Raw genomic sequence first — 15,323 nt, 5'->3', positions numbered from 1 at the left:
GTGACCGCCCGTGTGAGTCTGGTCGAGGCCCCACCACGGGGCCCCAACCCCCTCATCTCCCACAGGAGTGAACCCACATGGGTATGAAGGACAAGTTCCAGGACCAGACCGAGCAGTGGCAGCAGCAGGCCAAGCAGAAGGCCCAGCAGGCCAAGGAGCAGGTCCAGTCGCGCGGTAAGCAGCGTCCGGGCGAGGACGCGGAGCGCATGCGCCCGGAGCGCGAGGAGGCGGAGCGCCGTAACCCGCAGGAGCGGGACCGCGAGCGCGAGCGCGTCGGCTTCGACGACGAGATCTGACGCACCGCTCCCGGCGACGGTGAACGGTTGACAGGGGCGCCCCGGGCCCGGGGCGCCCCTCCCGTCGTCCTCCCGCCTGTCTCTCGAACTCCCCTCGTCCTCCTGTCTCTCGTCCTCCCGCCTCCCGTTCCTCGCCTCCGTCACGTCGTGCGGGGCGGCAGCTTCGGGCGGAACCGGTCGGGGACGTCGGTGTAGTCGGGCGGAGTCGCAGGGGGTTGGGCACTGAGCAGGTCCAGTGCCAGCTGTACCGCGTCGTCGAGTTGGGCGTGGCGGCCCTCGGCCCAGTCGAGAGGGGTGCGCAGGATCTCCAGGTCGGGGGTGACGCCCCGGTTCTCCACCGACCAGCCGTACGCGTCGAACCAGGCCGCGTTCATCGGGACGGTGATGACGGTGCCGTCGCCGAGCCGGTGCCGGCCGGTCATGCCGACCACGCCGCCCCAGGTGCGCTGACCGACGACGGGGCCGAGTTTCAGCAGCTTGAAGGCGGCCGTGATCATGTCGCCGTCGGAGGAGGTCGCCTCGTCCGCCAGTGCCACCACCGGTCCCCGCGGGGCGTTCGAGGCGTACGACACCGGCTGCGCGTCGCGGGTGAGGTCCCAGCCCAGGATCGTCCGCGTCAGCTTCTCCACCACGAGTTCGCTGATGTGGCCGCCGGCGTTGCCGCGCACGTCCACGATCAGCGCGGGCCGCGACACCTCCATGCGCAGGTCGCGGTTGAACTGGGCCCAGCCCGAGCCGCCCATGTCCGGGATGTGCAGGTAGCCGCATCGGCCGTGGCTCAACTCCCGTACCACGGCTCGCCGTTTGGCCACCCAGTCCTGGTAGCGCAGGGGCCGTTCGTCGATGAGCGGGACGACGGCGACCCGGCGTGGCCGGCCCGCCTCGCCCTGCGCCGGGGCGAGCGTGAGCTCCACCGTCGTGCCGCCCGCGCCGGCCAGGAGCGGGTACGGGCCGGTCACCGGGTCCACGGCCCGGCCGTCCACGTGGGTGAGCACCGCGCCCTCCCGGATCCCGGTGCCTGCCAGCGGCGAACGCGCCTTGGAGTCGGAGGAGTCGCCGGGCAGGATCCGTCGCACGGTCCAACCGGCCTCCCGGCGCTCGAAGTTGGCGCCGAGCAGCCCCTGCAGGCGCTGGTAGTGCGGCGGCCCCTCGTTGCGGCGGGCGGCGGTGACGTAGGCGTGGGACGTGCCCAGCTCGCCCAGCACCTCGCGCAGCAGGTCCGCGAACTCGTCGGGGGAGGCGACCCGTTCGACCAGCGGGCGGTACTGGTTCAGCACCGCGTCCCAGTCGATCCCGCACATCCCGGGGTCCCAGAAGTAGGCGCGGATCAGCCGCCCGGCCTCCTCGTACGACTGCCGCCACTCGGCGCCCGGGTCCACCTCGTGCATGATGCGCCGCAGGTCGATCCAGACCGTGGAGTCCAGGTCCCCTGACTCGCTGGACGGCACCGCCCGCAGCTCGCCCTCGTCGACGACGACCAGCCGGGTGCCGTCCCCGCTGACGGCGAACCAGTCGAGGTCGCCGACGAGTTCGGACTTCTTCGCCTTGCTGATGTTGAAGTGCTCCAGGGTGGGCCGCCCGCTCGTGTCGTCCGGGTTCGCGAACGTCTCGCCGAGCGCCCCCGAGATCGGCCAGCGCAGCCACACCAGTCCGCCGCCCGCCACCGGGTACAGCGCCGAGTACTTGGAGGCGGTGACGGGGAAGGGGGTGACCCGGTTCGCCAGTCCCTCGGTCTCCACGGTCACGGTCCCGTCGGCGCCGTTGTCGTCGTCCTCGACCGGGTCCAGTCCGCCGGCGGCCGGACGGCCCTCCGGGGTGAGCGCGAAGGGCGAGGGGGTGGCGGAGGACAGGGGGACGAGGTAGGGGCGGCAGCCCAGCGGGAAGGAAAGGTCGCCGGTGTGCACGTCGTAGACCGGGTCGAAGCCGCGCCAGGACAGGAAGGCCAGGTAGCGGCCGTCCCTGGTGAACACCGGGTTCTCGTCCTCGAACCGGCCGTTGGTCACGTCGATGACCGCCCCGTCCTTCATACGGGCCATCTTGATCTGCCGCAGGGAGCGTCCGATGCCCGGATGCGACCAGGTCAGCCAGTTCCCGTCGGGTGAGAAGGCCAGGTCGCGGACGGGCCCGTTGTCCGACACGACCAGCTCGGTGACCTCGCCGTCGAAGCCGTCGGAGGCGCCGAGGCCGCCGGAGCCCTCGGAGCCGCCGGAGCCCTCGGAGCCGCCGGAGCCCTCGGAGCCCTCGGAGCCGTCGGGCCCCTCGGCCTTCTCGGCCTTCTCCGTCTCCTCGGCGGCGGCCGCGGTTCCTGACAGGTTGACGAGGAGCAGGCGCCCGTCGTGGGAGGCGACGGCGAGTCGTTCGCCCCGCGGGTCGGCGACCATCTCCAGCACCCGTCCGAGCCTGCCGGAGGCGACCCGCCGGGGTGGGCGCTCGCCCGTGGCGCGCGGCAGGCAGGCGATCTCGACGGCGTCCTCGCCCTCCGCGTCCGTCACGTAGGCGACCTCTCCGCCCGGGCCGAGCATCTCCGGCAGCCGCACCCGTACCCCCGGGGTGTCGGTGATGGTGCGGGCGGGGCCGTCGCGGTGGGTCAACCAGTACAGGCTGCCGCGGACGACGACGGCGCTCGCCCGGCCGGTCTCGTCGACGGAGATGCCGTCCACGTGCTGGGCGGCCGGGATCTGGTAGTGCCGGCGTCCGGGCCGCGGCCCGCTCAGCCGCACGTCCACACGGCGCGGCTCGGAGCCGGCGGCGAGATCGTCGACGATCCACAGATCGCCGGCGCACTGGTACACCACGCGGCTGCCGTCACTGGAGGCGTGCCGGGCGTAGAAGGCGTCGTGGTCGGTGTGCCGGCGCAGGTCGGAGCCGTCGTGCGCGCAGGAGTAGAGGTTGCCGACGCCCTCGTGGTCGGAGAGGAACGCGATCCGGCCGCCGACGACGAGGGGGGAGTCGAGGTGTCCGCCGAGGCCTTCCAGGAGGCGCTGTCCGTGCAGCCACAGACGGCCTGTGGCGCCGCCCCGGTAGCGTTTCCAGGCGGCCGGTTCGTGCGGTGGGGTGCCGGTGAGCAGCAGGGTCCGCCGTTCGCCGTCGATGTCGGCGACCTGGAGGTCGCTGACCGGGCCCCAGGGGAGTTTGCGGCCGGGGGCGCCGTCGGTGGAGACCTTGTAGGCCCAGGTGAAATAGGAGAAGGGCTCGCCGTGGGAGGCGACGGCGAGGATGTCGGAGTTGCCGTCGGCGTCCGGGGGCGTCCAGCCGCAGACCCGGGTGTCGGAGCTGCCCCAGTAGGTCAGCCGCCGTCCGGGTCCGCCCTCGACGGGGACCAGATGGATCTCCGGGACGACGCTGCGCCAGCTCGTGTACGCGATGAGGCGGCCGTCGGGGGAGAACCGGGGGTGTCCGGCCTTCGTGCGGTCGACGGTGAGCCGCCAGGCGCGGCCCGGGTCGGCCAGCGGGGCCAGCCAGAGGTCGTCCTCGGCCACGAAGCACAACAGGTCACCGCTGAGGTGGGGCAGACGCAGATAGCTCACCTCCCCATGCTTTTCCGGGGGATGGAGCGGAGCAACTTATGACATGTGTGCGGATCCGGACTCCCGTGAGCCAGGACACGTACGAAACGGTTTCGTTTCGCAGTGAAGTGCGCTACATTCATGCTGTACGCATACGGAATTACGTCGGTTCGGAGCGGGAAGGAGAGCGGGATGTCCGAGGTCGCAACGGCGCGTCGCAGCCGCATCACCCCCGAGCGCGAGGCAGAGCTGTACGAGGCCGTGCTCGACCTGCTCCGTGAGGTCGGTTACGACGCCGTCACCATGGACGCCGTCGCCGCGCGCACCCGTTCCAGCAAGGCCACGCTCTACCGCCAATGGGGCGGCAAGGCCGAACTGGTGGCGAAGGCGGTCCGGCACGACAAGCCGAGCAGCTCGGCCGCCGCGGTCGACACCGGATCGCTCCGGGGCGACCTGCACGCCCTCACGATGCTTTCGGACGACTGCAAGATGGAGCAGAACTCCGCCCTGATGCGGGGTCTGGCCATGGCGGTCCACGCCAACCCCGACCTGCTGAAGGCCTTCAGGGAGCATCTCGTCGAGCCGGAGATGGCCGAGTTCCGCCGGGTGCTGCAGCGGGCGGTCGACCGGGGTGAGATCCGTCCGGACAACCCGGCGATGGACTACATGCCGCACATGATGATCGGCGCGTTCGCCGCCCGCAACATGCTCGACGAGCAGCCGCCGACGCAGGCGTTCCTGCTGTCGTACATCGACGCCGTGGTCCTCCCCGCCCTCGGCGTTCCCACCACCTGACCGTCCCCACGGTCCGCCCAACCTGACGTCACCGCTCACGTCGTCGGGCCGATCAGCCCTGCCCCGCGCGGGGTTGGTCAACCCTGCCCTGGGGCTTTTGCCCCTACACACACGACCTGACCGGGAGTACGCCTCCGTGGCCACGTTCCTTTACAAACTCGGCCGGTTCGCCTTCAGGCGACGCGGCTTCGTCGCCCTGATGTGGGTCGCGCTGCTGACGCTCGCCGGAGTCGGCGCCGCCACCGCGCCCGCGCCCGGCACCACCTCCTTCTCCATACCGGGCGTCGAGGCGCAGAAGGCCTTCGACCTGCTGGAACAGCGTTTCCCCGGGGCCAGCGCCGACGGCGCGACCGGGCGCATCGTCTTCAAGGCCCCCGAGGGGCAGAAGATGACGGACGCCGCCAACAAGGCGGTCGTCGCGAAGACCGTCACGTCTTTGAGCGCGGGCTCCGAGGTCGTGTCCGTCGCCGACCCGTTCACGACGCACGCGGTGAGCAGGGACGGCACGGTCGCCTACGCGTCGGTCAAGTACGAGGCTCCCGGCATGGAGCTGAAGGACGCGACCCGTGACGCCCTGGAGAAGGCCGCGGGCGACGCCCGGACCGCCGGGCTGACCGTCGAGGTCGGCGGTGACGCGCTGCAGGCCGGCGCCGAACCGGGGGCGGCCGGCGAGGTCATCGGTCTCGCCATCGCCGCGGTGGTCCTCGTCGTCACCCTGGGCTCGCTGGTCGCGGCCGGACTGCCGCTGCTGACGGCGATCATCGGCGTCGGCATCGGCGTCTCCACCATCACCGCCCTCGCCAAGACGCTCGACCTCGGCGACACCACCTCCACGCTCGCCCTGATGATCGGCCTCGCGGTCGGCATCGACTACGCGCTGTTCATCGTCTCCCGCTACCGCAGCGAGCTGGCCGAGGGCCGCGACCGCGAGGAAGCGGTCGGACGCGCCACCGGCACCGCGGGCTCGGCGGTGGTCTTCGCGGGACTCACCGTCGTGATCGCCCTGGCGGGCCTCTCCGTCGTCAGCGTGCCGATGCTGACCAAGATGGGCCTCGCCGCGGCCGGCACGGTCGTGGTCGCCGTCCTCATCGCGCTGACCATGATCCCCGCGCTGCTCGGCTTCGCCGGCAGGAGGGTCAAGGCGACGGGCGAGAAGCGCAGGCCGCGCCGCGCCGAGGCCCGCGCCTCCCACCCGGCCGCCGCGCCCGCCCGTCCGGCCAAGCCCGGCCTGGGCGTCCGCTGGGCGAGCTTCGTCATCCGCCGGCCGGCCGCCGTGCTGCTGCTCGGCGTGGTCGGGCTGGGCGCGATCGCCGTCCCGGCCGGTCAACTGGAACTGGGCCTGCCCGACGACGGCTCGCAGCCGACGTCCACCACGCAGCGCCGGGCCTACGACCTGCTGTCGGAGGGCTTCGGTCCCGGTTTCAACGGCCCGCTGATGATCGTGGTCGACGCCGAGAACAGCGACGACCCGCAGGCGGCCGCGAGCGCGGTGACCGACGGGATCAAGAACCTCAAGGACGTCGCGACGGTGACCCCGGCCGCCTTCAACAAGGCCGGCGACACCGCGACGATCACCGTGATCCCGGACTCCAAGCCCTCCTCGGCACAGACCGAGGACCTGGTGCACACGATCCGCGACCAGGGTGCCGAGGTCAGGGCCGACACCGGCGCGCAGGTCCTCGTCACCGGCACCACCGCGATGAACATCGACTTCTCGCAGAAGCTCAACGACGCCCTCATCCCGTATCTGGCACTGGTCGTCGGCCTGGCGTTCCTGCTCCTGATCGTGGTGTTCCGCTCCATCCTGGTCCCGCTGAAGGCGGCTCTCGGCTTCCTGCTCAGCGTGCTCGCCGCGCTCGGCGCCGTCGTCGCGGTCTTCCAGTGGGGCTGGCTCGGCGGCCTGATCGGCGTCGAGGAGACCGGGCCGGTCATGTCGATGATGCCGATCTTCATGGTGGGCGTGGTCTTCGGCCTCGCGATGGACTACGAGGTGTTCCTCGTGACCCGGATGCGCGAGGCGTACGTCCACGGCGAGAGCCCGAGCCAGGCCGTGGTGACCGGCTTCCGGCACAGCGCCAAGGTGGTGGCCGCCGCCGCGGTGATCATGATGGCCGTCTTCGGCGGCTTCATCAGCTCCAGCGAGTCGATGATCAAGATGATCGGCTTCGGCCTCGCGATCGCGGTGTTCTTCGACGCGTTCATCGTGCGCATGGCCATCGTGCCGGCCGTGCTGGCCCTGCTCGGCAGGAAGGCCTGGTGGCTTCCGAAGTGGCTGGACCGCGCCCTGCCCAACGTGGACGTCGAGGGCGAGGGTCTGAAGACCCAGGACGCCGACGCCAAGGACGTGGATCCGGACGACGACCGGGAACTCGTGCGCGCCTGACGCGCGACGCCGCCTGAACCGCCGGCGAGGGCTCCGTGGGGACGGGGCGCCCTCGCCGGCTTCTTTTCCTCTGTGACCCACTTTCGGGTGAGGCGCCGGGGCGGCGGGGGCCCACAGGCCCGCTACGGCAACGATGCGGAGCGTTCAGTACATATATGGACATGGAAGCCTACTGTCACCGGAATGTGGACGGTTCGTAACGCGGGGTGGCATTCAGGCACAAGAGCCGCGACCGGTGATCGAATCTTGGTCATGCGGCCGATCGGGCCGCGACCCGCACCACGCAAGGAGACCTTGTGTCCGCTAACTCTGTTTCCGCTCGCTGTCTCGCCGCCGCCGCGATCGCCGCGGCCGTCGTCGGGACGGTGGCGCTGCCGGCCTCCGCCGCCGACCACCCGCGCCACGACCGGCCGAAGGTGGAGATCAGTGCCGTGCAGTACGACGCACCGGGCCGAAACGACCGCTCCGCCCGCTCCCTGAACAAGGAATGGGTCGAGCTGACCAACACCACCCGTCACACCGTCAACCTGGACGGGTGGACCCTCTCGGACGAGCGCGGCGACACCTACACCTTCCGCCACTACCGGCTGGCCCCCCGCGCCACCGTCCGCATCCACACCGGTGAGGGCCGCGACACCCGCACCGACCTGTTCCAGGACCGCTACCGCGAGGTGTGGGACAACGACTCCGACACCGCCACCCTGCGCAACGACCGCGACCGCTTCGTCGACGACGAGTCCTGGGGCCACGACCGTCACCACGGCGACCGTCACCACGGCGACCGTCACCACGGCGACCGTCACCACGGTGACCGTCACCACGGTGACCGTCACCACGGTGACCGCCACCACGGCGACCGCCACCACGGCGGCCGCGACTGACGCCCGCACCCCGGCCGGCCTGACCTGACGGCCACGCGCCCGACCCCGCGAGAGGGGTCGGGCGCTTCGGCGTTCGGCCGCGCGGGCCGCCGCGTGAGCGCCGGAATCCACTCGCCCGCCCACCGCACCGACCGCTACCGTGCCCGCATGACCTCGCCTGCCGCCCACCCCCGTTTCGCCGAAGCCCTCAGCGCCCTCGGGCTGGACGTTCCCACGCGCGGCTTTCCCGAGGCGACCCGGACCGCCGCCGAGGCCGCCGCCGCCATCGGGTGCGAGCTGAGCCAGATCTGCAAGTCGCTGATCTTCACGGCGGACGGGGCGGCCGTGCTGGTGCTGATGGACGGGGCCTCCCGCGTCGACGTCGAGCTGGTGCGCGAGGAACTCGGCGCCGAGAAGGTGACGAGGGCCGCCGCCGACGTCGTACGCGAGACGACCGGGTACGCGATCGGGGGCGTGCCGCCCTTCGGACACCGCACGCGCACCCGGGTGCTCGCAGACCGCGGTCTGCTCGCGCACGACGTGGTGTGGGCGGCCGCCGGCAACCCGCACGTCGTGTTCCCCATGTCGCCGAAGGACCTGGTCGAGCACGCCGGCGCGACCCTCGTGGACGTGCGCGAGCGCACCGCGTGACCCCGCTGGTCACCGCGGCCGTCCTGATCGCCGCGGTCACCCACGCCGGCTGGAACGCCATCGCCCACCGGATCACCGACAAACTGGTGGGGTTCACGCTCATCTCCGGCGGCGGCATGCTCATCGGCCTCGCGCTCACGCCGTTCACCGCGCTCCCGGCGGCGGGCGCGTGGCCGTACCTGCTGCTCTCCGCGCTGATCCACATCGCGTACTACGCGCTGCTCATGCGGTCGTTCCGGCTCGGCGACTTCGGCCAGGCCTACCCCATCGCGCGCGGCTCCGCGCCCCTGGTCGTCACCGTCCTCGCCGCCGTCTTCGCCCACGAGGTGCCGGACGGCTGGGCGGCCGCCGGGATCGCGCTGTCGTGCGCGGGACTGACCGGCGTCGCCCTGTGGGGGCTGCGCGGGCGACGGCCCGACTGGGCGGCGATCGGGGCGGCGCTGGCGACCGGGCTGACGATCGCCTCGTACACCGTCGTCGACGGGCTCGGCGTCCGCGCCTCGGGATCGTCGCTGGGCTACATCGCCTGGCTGATGGCCGTGCAGGGCATGGTCATCCCGGCGTACGCCGCCTACAGGTGGCGCGGCCGGACGGTCGCCGTCCTGCGCCCGCTCGCCGCCCTGGGCCTCCTCGGCTCCGCGCTGTCCGTCCTCGCCTACGCCCTGGTCCTGTGGGCCCAGACCCGCGCGGAACTGGCCCCGATCGCCGCTCTGCGCGAGTCGTCGGTCGTCGTCGGAGCGGTGATCGGGGCGGTGTTCTTCAAGGAGCGGTTCGGTGCGGCCCGCGTCGTCGCCGCCGGACTTCTCGTCGTCGGGATCGGCCTGATGCTGCGGGCCGGTTGACGCTACGGGCGGGCGTACGGCCGGGTGATGATCTCCATGTTGTGGCCGTCCGGGTCGACGAAGTACGCGCCCCTTCCTCCGAAGAGCCGGTTGATCCGGCCGGGTTCGCTGTGCCGGGGGTCGGCGTAGTACGTCACGCCGAGGGTGTCCAGGCGGGCGAGCACGGCGTCGAAGCGGTCCTCCGGCACGAGGAACGCGTAGTGCTGGGACTGGATCGGCTCGTCCCGCTTCTCGTAGTAGTCGAGCGTGACGCCGTTGCCGAGGTCGACGGGGAGGAAGGGGCCGAAGGGGGCCCCGACCGTGAGGCCGAGGACCGCCGCGAGGAAGTCGGCCGACAGGCGGCGGTCGCGGGCGTAGACCGCGTGGTGGTCGAGCTGGACGGACGTGGTCATGTGAGGGGGTTCTCCGTGTCCTGGATGGATGGTGTCCGGGGTGTCGCAAGACGACGGAGAAGAACGGCGGGCCCCTCGCCCGCCCCGCGCTCACGCCGGGGCCGGGAGCCTCACTCGTGCGTGGCCCATGGCCGACCCGGCAGTCACCCGGGCGACATTAGCGGCCGGTGCGGACCTCGGCAACGAGGATTTCCCGTGACGCCGTCACGTCCCGAGTGGGTGCGCCCGCCCGTTCTCGGGAGCACCCTGGAAGCAGGAGTTCCGGAGGTGATCGTCATGGCCACTATGCACACCGCTGTCGGCTGGCACGTCGAGCTGGAGTTCGAGGAGGACGACCGGCACACGCGCGCGGTCGCGCTGGTACGTCTGCCCGACGGGACCGAGGTGAGAGCCCAGGGGCACGCCAGCCGGCACAACGTGGACGCCAACCAGCCCCGGGTCGGGGAGGAGATCGCGGGCGCCCGCGCCCTCAACGAGATCGCCATGCGGCTGCTGACCAAGGCGCACGGGGAGATCGACGACGCCTCGGGGCGGACGTCGCACTCGATCAACGTGTAGGCGTCACGCCGCCGTCGCCGTCCGCAGTGCCCGCAACAGCGCCTGGGCGCGCGGGTCCGCCGTCACGCTCGTACGGAAGCCGTTGGTGACGTAGCCGAAGGCGATCCCCGACCCGGGGTCGGCCAGGCCGAGCGCACCGCCGCGGCCCGGGTGGCCGAAGGAGGCGGGGGACAGCAGCGGGGACGCGGCGCCGTGCAGCATGTGCCCGAGACCGAACCGCGTGTTCACCACGAGCACCCGGTCCGCGCCGGAGGACTGCTCGCCGCGCGCGAGCCGGACCGTCTCCGGCCGCAGCAGCCGGACCCCGCCCTCCACCTCGCCGATCAGCGAGGCGTAGAAGCGGGCCAGGCCGTCGGCGGTGGCGATGCCGTTGGAGGCGGGCAGGGCCGCGGCCCGGTAGGCGGGGTCGTTCTCGTCGGGCATCGGGGTGATCGCGGCGAAGGCGCGGCGGGTGAGGGAGGCCGGATCGGCGTAGGCGGCGGTGACGGCGGGCTTGGGCCGGGTCCTCAACGCTCCGACCTGCGCCGGCGCGTCGACCTGTCCCACCCGGCCCACCCGCGCGCGCTGCTCCGCCGGCAGTCCGAGCCACAGGTCGGCCGCGACGGGCCCGGCGATCTCGTCGGCGATCCACTCCCCGACGGGCCGTCCGGTGATCCGCCGCACCAGCTCGCCGGTCAGCCAGCTGTACGTCTGCGCGTGGTAGCCGTGGTCCGTGCCGGGCTCCCAGACCGGCGCCTGCGCCGCGACCGCCGCCGCACCGAGGTCGGGGTCGCCGGCCTCGGCGGGCGTCAGCGGACGGTCCAGCACGGGCACGCCCGCGCGGTGCGCGAGCAGATGCCGTACCAGCGTGCGTTCCTTGCCGGCCGCCTTGTACTCCGGCCAGTACGTCCCCACGGGCGCGTCCAGATCCAGCTCGCCGCGCTGGTGCAGCAGCAGGAGGCCGGCGGCGACGACGCCCTTGGTGGCCGACCGCACGACCTGGGCGGTGCCGCGCTCCCAGGGGGCCGTGCCGTCCACGTCGCGCGTGCCGCCCCACAGGTCGACGACCTTGCGCCCGTCGCGGTAGACGGCCACGGCCGCGCCCCGGTCACCGAGTGTGTCGAAATTCCGGACGAACGCCTCCCGGACCGGCTCGAAGCCCTCGGCCACCGCACCGTTCACGTCCACGTCCGCACGTCCTTTCGACCTTCGCTCGGCAAACCGCCTTGGACGACAAGGAGAACACCCCTGTCGCCCCTGCGATTCCTGTGTCCCGCTAGCCGAGAAGGATCGTCACGTCGATGTTGCCGCGCGTCGCGTTCGAGTAGGGGCAGACCTGGTGCGCCGCGTCGACCAGCTTCGAGGCGAGGTCCGGGTCGAGGACGGGGAGCGAGACGCTGAGGGCGACCGCGAGCCCGTACCCCTTGCTCCGGTTCGGGCCGATCCCGACCTTCGCCGCCACCGTCGACCCGGTGAGGTCGTAGCCCGCCCGGTTGCCGACGAGGATCAGCGCGTTGTGGAAGCAGGAGCTGTAGCCGGCCGCGAAGAGCTGCTCCGGGTTGGTGCCGTTGCCGTCGCCGCCGAGCTGCGGAGGCATTGCCACCTTCAGCTCGATCTGGCCGTCCTGACTGGTCACGTACCCGTCGCGCCCCCCGTGCGCGGTCGCCTCGGCGACGTACATGATCTTCGTCGGACGAGTGTCGACGGTGTCGGCGGAAGCGACGGTTTCGTCGGTGTCGACGGCGGCGCCTTCGGTCACTGCGGGACCTCCCCCAGGTTCTTCCCGGATTACATCGTGCACAAGGTACCGGCCGGTATGGACGCACCGGTCGACCAGGGGGTGGTAACCATGGGTAACTCGAGCCCGCCGGGCCGACCGGACGACGCAGGAACGGCAGGGGGGTTCAGCGGGTCGGGCGGCTATCGCGCGCGGTCCGCCGCCCCCTGCGCCCGGTCCGCGAGGCCCCACAGCTCCTCGCGCAGCCGCGCCACCTCGGACGTCTCCAGGCCCGTCGAGGCGAGCAGAGTGGACGGCACGCGTCGGGCGCGCCCCTTGAGATCCTCGCCGCGCCCGGTGCACGCGACCAGCACCGAGCGCTCGTCGCGCGCGGAGCGCTCCCGGCGCACCAGGCCCGCCGACTCCAGCCGCTTGAGCAGCGGTGAGATCGTGCCGTAGTCCAGTCGCAGGGCCGAAGCGAGCTCCTTGACGGTCGTCTCGCCGCGCTCCCACAGCACGAGCAGCACGAGGTACTGGGGGTAGGTCAGGCCCAGTTCGTCCAGCAGCGGCCGGTACGCGGCCGTCACCGCGCGCTGGGCCGCGTAGAGCGCGAAGCACAGCTGCTCGTCGAGGAGCAGCGAGCCGTCGGCGGTGGGTCCGTCGTTCGTCACGCGCCCATTGTCGCGGAGCGCGGGTCGAAGCCGAAGGGCAGCTCCAGGCGATGCGCGCGCATGAGGGCGTCGTCGGCGAGCAGATCCCCGGTGCGGCCGTCCGCCGCGATCACGCCCTCGCTGAGGATCAGGGCGCGCGGGCACAGCTCCAGGGCGTACGGCAGGTCGTGCGTGACCATGAGGACCGTGACGTCCAACGACCGCAGGATGTCGGCGAGTTCGCGGCGCGAGGCGGGGTCGAGGTTGGAGGACGGCTCGTCCAGGACGAGGATCTCGGGTTCCATCGCGAGCACCGTCGCGACCGCCACGCGCCGCCGCTGGCCGAAGGAGAGGTGGTGCGGCGGACGGTCCTTGAACTCCGCCATGCCGACCTGCGCGAGGGCGTGGTCGACGCGCGCCTCCAGCTCCGCGCCCTTCAGCCCGGCCGCCGCCGGTCCGAACGCCACGTCCTCGCGGACGGTCGGCATGAACAGCTGGTCGTCCGGGTCCTGGAAGACGATGCCGACCCTGCGCCGGATCTCGGCCATGTGCCGCTTGCCGACCGGCAGCCCGGCCACCGTCACCGTGCCGGCGCCGCCGGTCAGGATGCCGTTGAGGTGCAGCACCAGGGTCGTCTTCCCGGCGCCGTTCGGTCCGAGCAGCGCGACGCGCTCCCCGCGCGCGACGGAGAAGTCCACGCCGAACAGGGCCTGGTGGCCGTCGGGATAGGCGAAGGCGAGGCCGGAGACCTGCAGGGAAACGTCAGTCACAGGGCCCATCCCAACACGCAGACGACGAGGGCGGCGAACGGCAGGGTCAGCGCGTACGACCACTGCGCCCGGGTCGCGGTCACCTCGTCGATCACCGGCATCGAACCGGCGTACCCGCGGCTGACCATGGCCAGGTGCACGCGCTCCCCGCGCTCGTAGGAGCGGATGAACAGCGCGCCGGCCGACTTGGCCAGCACTCCCCAGTGCCGCACGCCCCGCGCCTCGAAGCCGCGCGACTCCCGGGCGATCCGCATGCGCCGCATCTCGTCCGTGATGACGTCGCCGTAGCGGATCATGAAGGAGGCGATCTGCACGAGCAGCGGGGGCAGCTTCAGGCGTTGCAGGCCCAGCAGGAGCTCGCGCAGCTCCGTGGTGGACGCCAGCAGCACGGAGGCGGCGACGCCCAGGGTGCCCTTCGCGAGGACGTTCCAGGCACCCCACAGGCCGTTGACGCTGAGGGACAGTCCGAGGACGTCCACCCGCTCGCCCTCCGCGACGAACGGCATCAGCACGGCGAACGCGACGAACGGCACCTCGATCAGCAGCCGCTTCAGCAGGAAACCGGCCGGCACGCGCGCGCGGTGCGCGACGACGGCGAGCAGGACGGCGTACAGGCCGAACGCCCACATCGCCTCCCGTGGCGTCGACACCACGACCACCACGAAGGCGAAGGCGGCGGCGAGTTTGGCGTGCGGCGGCAGGGCGTGCACGGGCGAGTGGCCGTGCCGGTAGAGCCGGTGCGCGTGTCCCGCTCCCATGGCGTCAGACGCCGCTCGTGGACGCCGGGGAGGCGTCCTGGGTGCGGCGCCTGCGGACCGCCCAGAACACCGCGCTGCCCGCGACGACGGTCCCGCCGACGCCGATCACGCCCGCCAGACCGCCGGAGAGCCGGGCGTTCGTGACGTCCTTGACGCCGTAGTCGGCGAGCGGGGAGTCGGCGCTCGTGTGCTTCTCGGCCTTCTTGTCGATGCCCTGGTCGGCGGCGACCTTCTCCAGGCCGTCGGGGCTCGCGGAGGCGTAGAAGCTGACGAAGCCGGCCAGGACGAGGGAGGTGACCAGGCCGGTCGCCCACAGCGTGCGCCGCGAGGCGCGGACCGCCACGGGCGCCGTGCGGGTCCCCTCAGGGGCAGGGGCGTCGACGAGTTCGCCGTTCACCCGCAGCCGCAGCCTCTGGCGCAGATCGCGCGCACCGTAAACGAGATCCGGCCGGACGGCGACGACGGCGCCCACGGTCAGCGCGGTGATCGTGGCCTCGCCGACGCCGATCAGCACGTGCACGCCGATCATCGCGGTGGCCACCTTGCCGATCGCCACGTCGGTGGTGCCGCCGATCCAGTAGATGAGGGTGAAGGCCACGGCGGCGGCGGGCACGGACAGCACGGCGGCGACGAAGGAGGCCGCCGTGATGGACCGGCGGCCGCGGGGCAGCACCTTCACCAGGCCGCGGAAGACGGCGTAGGACACGACCGTCGTCACGATCGCCATGTCGGTGATGTTCACGCCGAGGGCGGTGAGTCCGCCGTCGGCGAAGAGGATGCCCTGCATCAGCAGGACCACGGACACGCACAGGACGCCTGTGCAGGGGCCGACGAGGATCGCGGCGAGGGCGCCGCCGAGCAGATGGCCGCTGGTCCCCGCCGCGACGGGGAAGTTCAGCATCTGCACGGCGAAGATGAACGCCGCGACCAGACCGGCCAGCGGCGCGGTCCGGTCGTCGAGCTCGCGGCGCGCGCCGCGCAGGCTCACCGCGATGGCGCCGGCGGCGACGACGCCGGTCACGGCGGAGGTCGGGGCGTTGATGAATCCGTCGGGTACGTGCACCCGTCGATGATAGTGGCTTAATGCGAACGGTTCGCAAGAGCGAGGAGCTTGTCCGTCGGGCGGACGTGGAGGCGCCCCCGGGGATGCCGTGCGCGTGTATCGC

General features: G+C 72.3%; 15 protein-coding genes. 7 read left to right on the top strand and 8 right to left on the bottom strand.

All coding sequences use genetic code 11. The features are described from left to right. The first annotated feature begins 77 nt into the window (after positions 1 to 77). Complete coding sequence (locus ACZ7DE_RS15570) at positions 78 to 296, top strand: hypothetical protein (protein ID WP_470761374.1); 219 nt, start codon at positions 78 to 80, stop codon at positions 294 to 296. 140 nt (positions 297 to 436) lie between these two features. Here ACZ7DE_RS15570 and ACZ7DE_RS15565 read toward each other — a convergent pair whose 3' ends face one another. Further along, on the bottom strand, positions 437 to 3,823 hold the full coding sequence (locus ACZ7DE_RS15565) for a S41 family peptidase (protein ID WP_470761372.1): 3,387 nt from the start codon (positions 3,821 to 3,823) through the stop codon (positions 437 to 439). A gap of 171 nt (positions 3,824 to 3,994) precedes the next feature. Here ACZ7DE_RS15565 and ACZ7DE_RS15560 point away from each other — a divergent pair, with 171 nt between their 5' ends. The 5 genes from ACZ7DE_RS15560 (at position 3,995) to ACZ7DE_RS15540 (ending at position 9,333) form a co-directional block, all read left to right on the top strand. Next, complete coding sequence (locus ACZ7DE_RS15560; RefSeq protein WP_470761371.1) at positions 3,995 to 4,597, top strand: TetR/AcrR family transcriptional regulator; 603 nt, start codon at positions 3,995 to 3,997, stop codon at positions 4,595 to 4,597. A gap of 136 nt (positions 4,598 to 4,733) precedes the next feature. Then, positions 4,734 to 6,980, top strand: a complete 2,247-nt coding sequence (locus ACZ7DE_RS15555) for an MMPL family transporter (RefSeq protein WP_470761369.1) — start codon at positions 4,734 to 4,736, stop codon at positions 6,978 to 6,980. 296 nt (positions 6,981 to 7,276) lie between these two features. Next, the gene (locus tag ACZ7DE_RS15550) at positions 7,277 to 7,861 is read left to right on the top strand and encodes a lamin tail domain-containing protein (protein WP_470761367.1); all 585 of its coding nucleotides are present in this window, start codon (positions 7,277 to 7,279) and stop codon (positions 7,859 to 7,861) included. A gap of 147 nt (positions 7,862 to 8,008) precedes the next feature. Further along, positions 8,009 to 8,491 (top strand): YbaK/EbsC family protein, encoded by a 483-nt coding sequence (locus ACZ7DE_RS15545; RefSeq protein ID WP_470761365.1) that lies wholly within the window; start codon positions 8,009 to 8,011, stop codon positions 8,489 to 8,491. After that, positions 8,488 to 9,333, top strand: a complete 846-nt coding sequence (locus ACZ7DE_RS15540) for an EamA family transporter (protein WP_470761363.1) — start codon at positions 8,488 to 8,490, stop codon at positions 9,331 to 9,333. Before ACZ7DE_RS15545 ends, ACZ7DE_RS15540 begins: the two co-directional genes overlap by 4 nt. Before the next feature lie 2 nt (positions 9,334 to 9,335). Here ACZ7DE_RS15540 and ACZ7DE_RS15535 read toward each other — a convergent pair whose 3' ends face one another. Further along, positions 9,336 to 9,725, bottom strand: a complete 390-nt coding sequence (locus tag ACZ7DE_RS15535) for a VOC family protein (protein ID WP_470761361.1) — start codon at positions 9,723 to 9,725, stop codon at positions 9,336 to 9,338. Positions 9,726 to 10,010: 285 nt separating this feature from the next. Here ACZ7DE_RS15535 and ACZ7DE_RS15530 point away from each other — a divergent pair, with 285 nt between their 5' ends. Continuing rightward, entirely contained in the window at positions 10,011 to 10,283 is a 273-nt protein-coding gene (locus ACZ7DE_RS15530; RefSeq protein WP_470762021.1) for a DUF1876 domain-containing protein, read from the top strand. Between the two features lie 3 nt (positions 10,284 to 10,286). Here ACZ7DE_RS15530 and ACZ7DE_RS15525 read toward each other — a convergent pair whose 3' ends face one another. The 6 genes from ACZ7DE_RS15525 to ACZ7DE_RS15500 all read right to left on the bottom strand — a co-directional run bounded on the left by ACZ7DE_RS15525 (position 10,287) and on the right by ACZ7DE_RS15500 (position 15,220). After that, positions 10,287 to 11,450 (bottom strand): serine hydrolase domain-containing protein, encoded by a 1,164-nt coding sequence (locus tag ACZ7DE_RS15525; protein WP_470761359.1) that lies wholly within the window; start codon positions 11,448 to 11,450, stop codon positions 10,287 to 10,289. A gap of 88 nt (positions 11,451 to 11,538) precedes the next feature. After that, on the bottom strand, positions 11,539 to 12,021 hold the full coding sequence (locus ACZ7DE_RS15520; protein ID WP_470761357.1) for an organic hydroperoxide resistance protein: 483 nt from the start codon (positions 12,019 to 12,021) through the stop codon (positions 11,539 to 11,541). Between the two features lie 161 nt (positions 12,022 to 12,182). Continuing rightward, positions 12,183 to 12,650 (bottom strand): MarR family winged helix-turn-helix transcriptional regulator, encoded by a 468-nt coding sequence (locus tag ACZ7DE_RS15515; protein ID WP_470761355.1) that lies wholly within the window; start codon positions 12,648 to 12,650, stop codon positions 12,183 to 12,185. Further along, positions 12,647 to 13,408 (bottom strand): energy-coupling factor ABC transporter ATP-binding protein, encoded by a 762-nt coding sequence (locus tag ACZ7DE_RS15510; protein WP_470761354.1) that lies wholly within the window; start codon positions 13,406 to 13,408, stop codon positions 12,647 to 12,649. The genes ACZ7DE_RS15515 and ACZ7DE_RS15510 overlap by 4 nt, the downstream gene beginning before the upstream one ends. Continuing rightward, the gene (gene cbiQ, locus ACZ7DE_RS15505; RefSeq protein WP_470761353.1) at positions 13,396 to 14,157 is read right to left on the bottom strand and encodes a cobalt ECF transporter T component CbiQ; all 762 of its coding nucleotides are present in this window, start codon (positions 14,155 to 14,157) and stop codon (positions 13,396 to 13,398) included. The genes ACZ7DE_RS15510 and cbiQ overlap by 13 nt, the downstream gene beginning before the upstream one ends. Before the next feature lie 4 nt (positions 14,158 to 14,161). Then, positions 14,162 to 15,220 (bottom strand): energy-coupling factor ABC transporter permease, encoded by a 1,059-nt coding sequence (locus ACZ7DE_RS15500; RefSeq protein WP_470761351.1) that lies wholly within the window; start codon positions 15,218 to 15,220, stop codon positions 14,162 to 14,164. Between the last annotated feature and the right edge of the window lie 103 nt (positions 15,221 to 15,323).

The sequence above is a fragment of the Streptomyces sp. NPDC037083 genome (assembly GCF_055606485.1).
Note: the sequence above shows the minus strand (reverse complement) of the source record. Positions and strands in the feature narration are given on the sequence as shown.

Bases quoted from the DNA above. Each gene is read 5' to 3' on its own strand.
- ACZ7DE_RS15570 (WP_470761374.1), top strand. From the start codon at position 78: ATGGGTATGAAGGACAAGTTCCAGGACCAGACCGAGCAGTGGCAGCAG.
- ACZ7DE_RS15560 (WP_470761371.1), top strand. From the start codon at position 3,995: ATGTCCGAGGTCGCAACGGCGCGTCGCAGCCGCATCACCCCCGAGCGC.
- ACZ7DE_RS15545 (WP_470761365.1), top strand. From the start codon at position 8,009: ATGACCTCGCCTGCCGCCCACCCCCGTTTCGCCGAAGCCCTCAGCGCC.
- ACZ7DE_RS15535 (WP_470761361.1), bottom strand. From the start codon at position 9,725: ATGACCACGTCCGTCCAGCTCGACCACCACGCGGTCTACGCCCGCGAC.
- ACZ7DE_RS15530 (WP_470762021.1), top strand. From the start codon at position 10,011: ATGCACACCGCTGTCGGCTGGCACGTCGAGCTGGAGTTCGAGGAGGAC.
- ACZ7DE_RS15510 (WP_470761354.1), bottom strand. From the start codon at position 13,408: ATGGGCCCTGTGACTGACGTTTCCCTGCAGGTCTCCGGCCTCGCCTTC.
- cbiQ (WP_470761353.1), bottom strand. From the start codon at position 14,157: ATGGGAGCGGGACACGCGCACCGGCTCTACCGGCACGGCCACTCGCCC.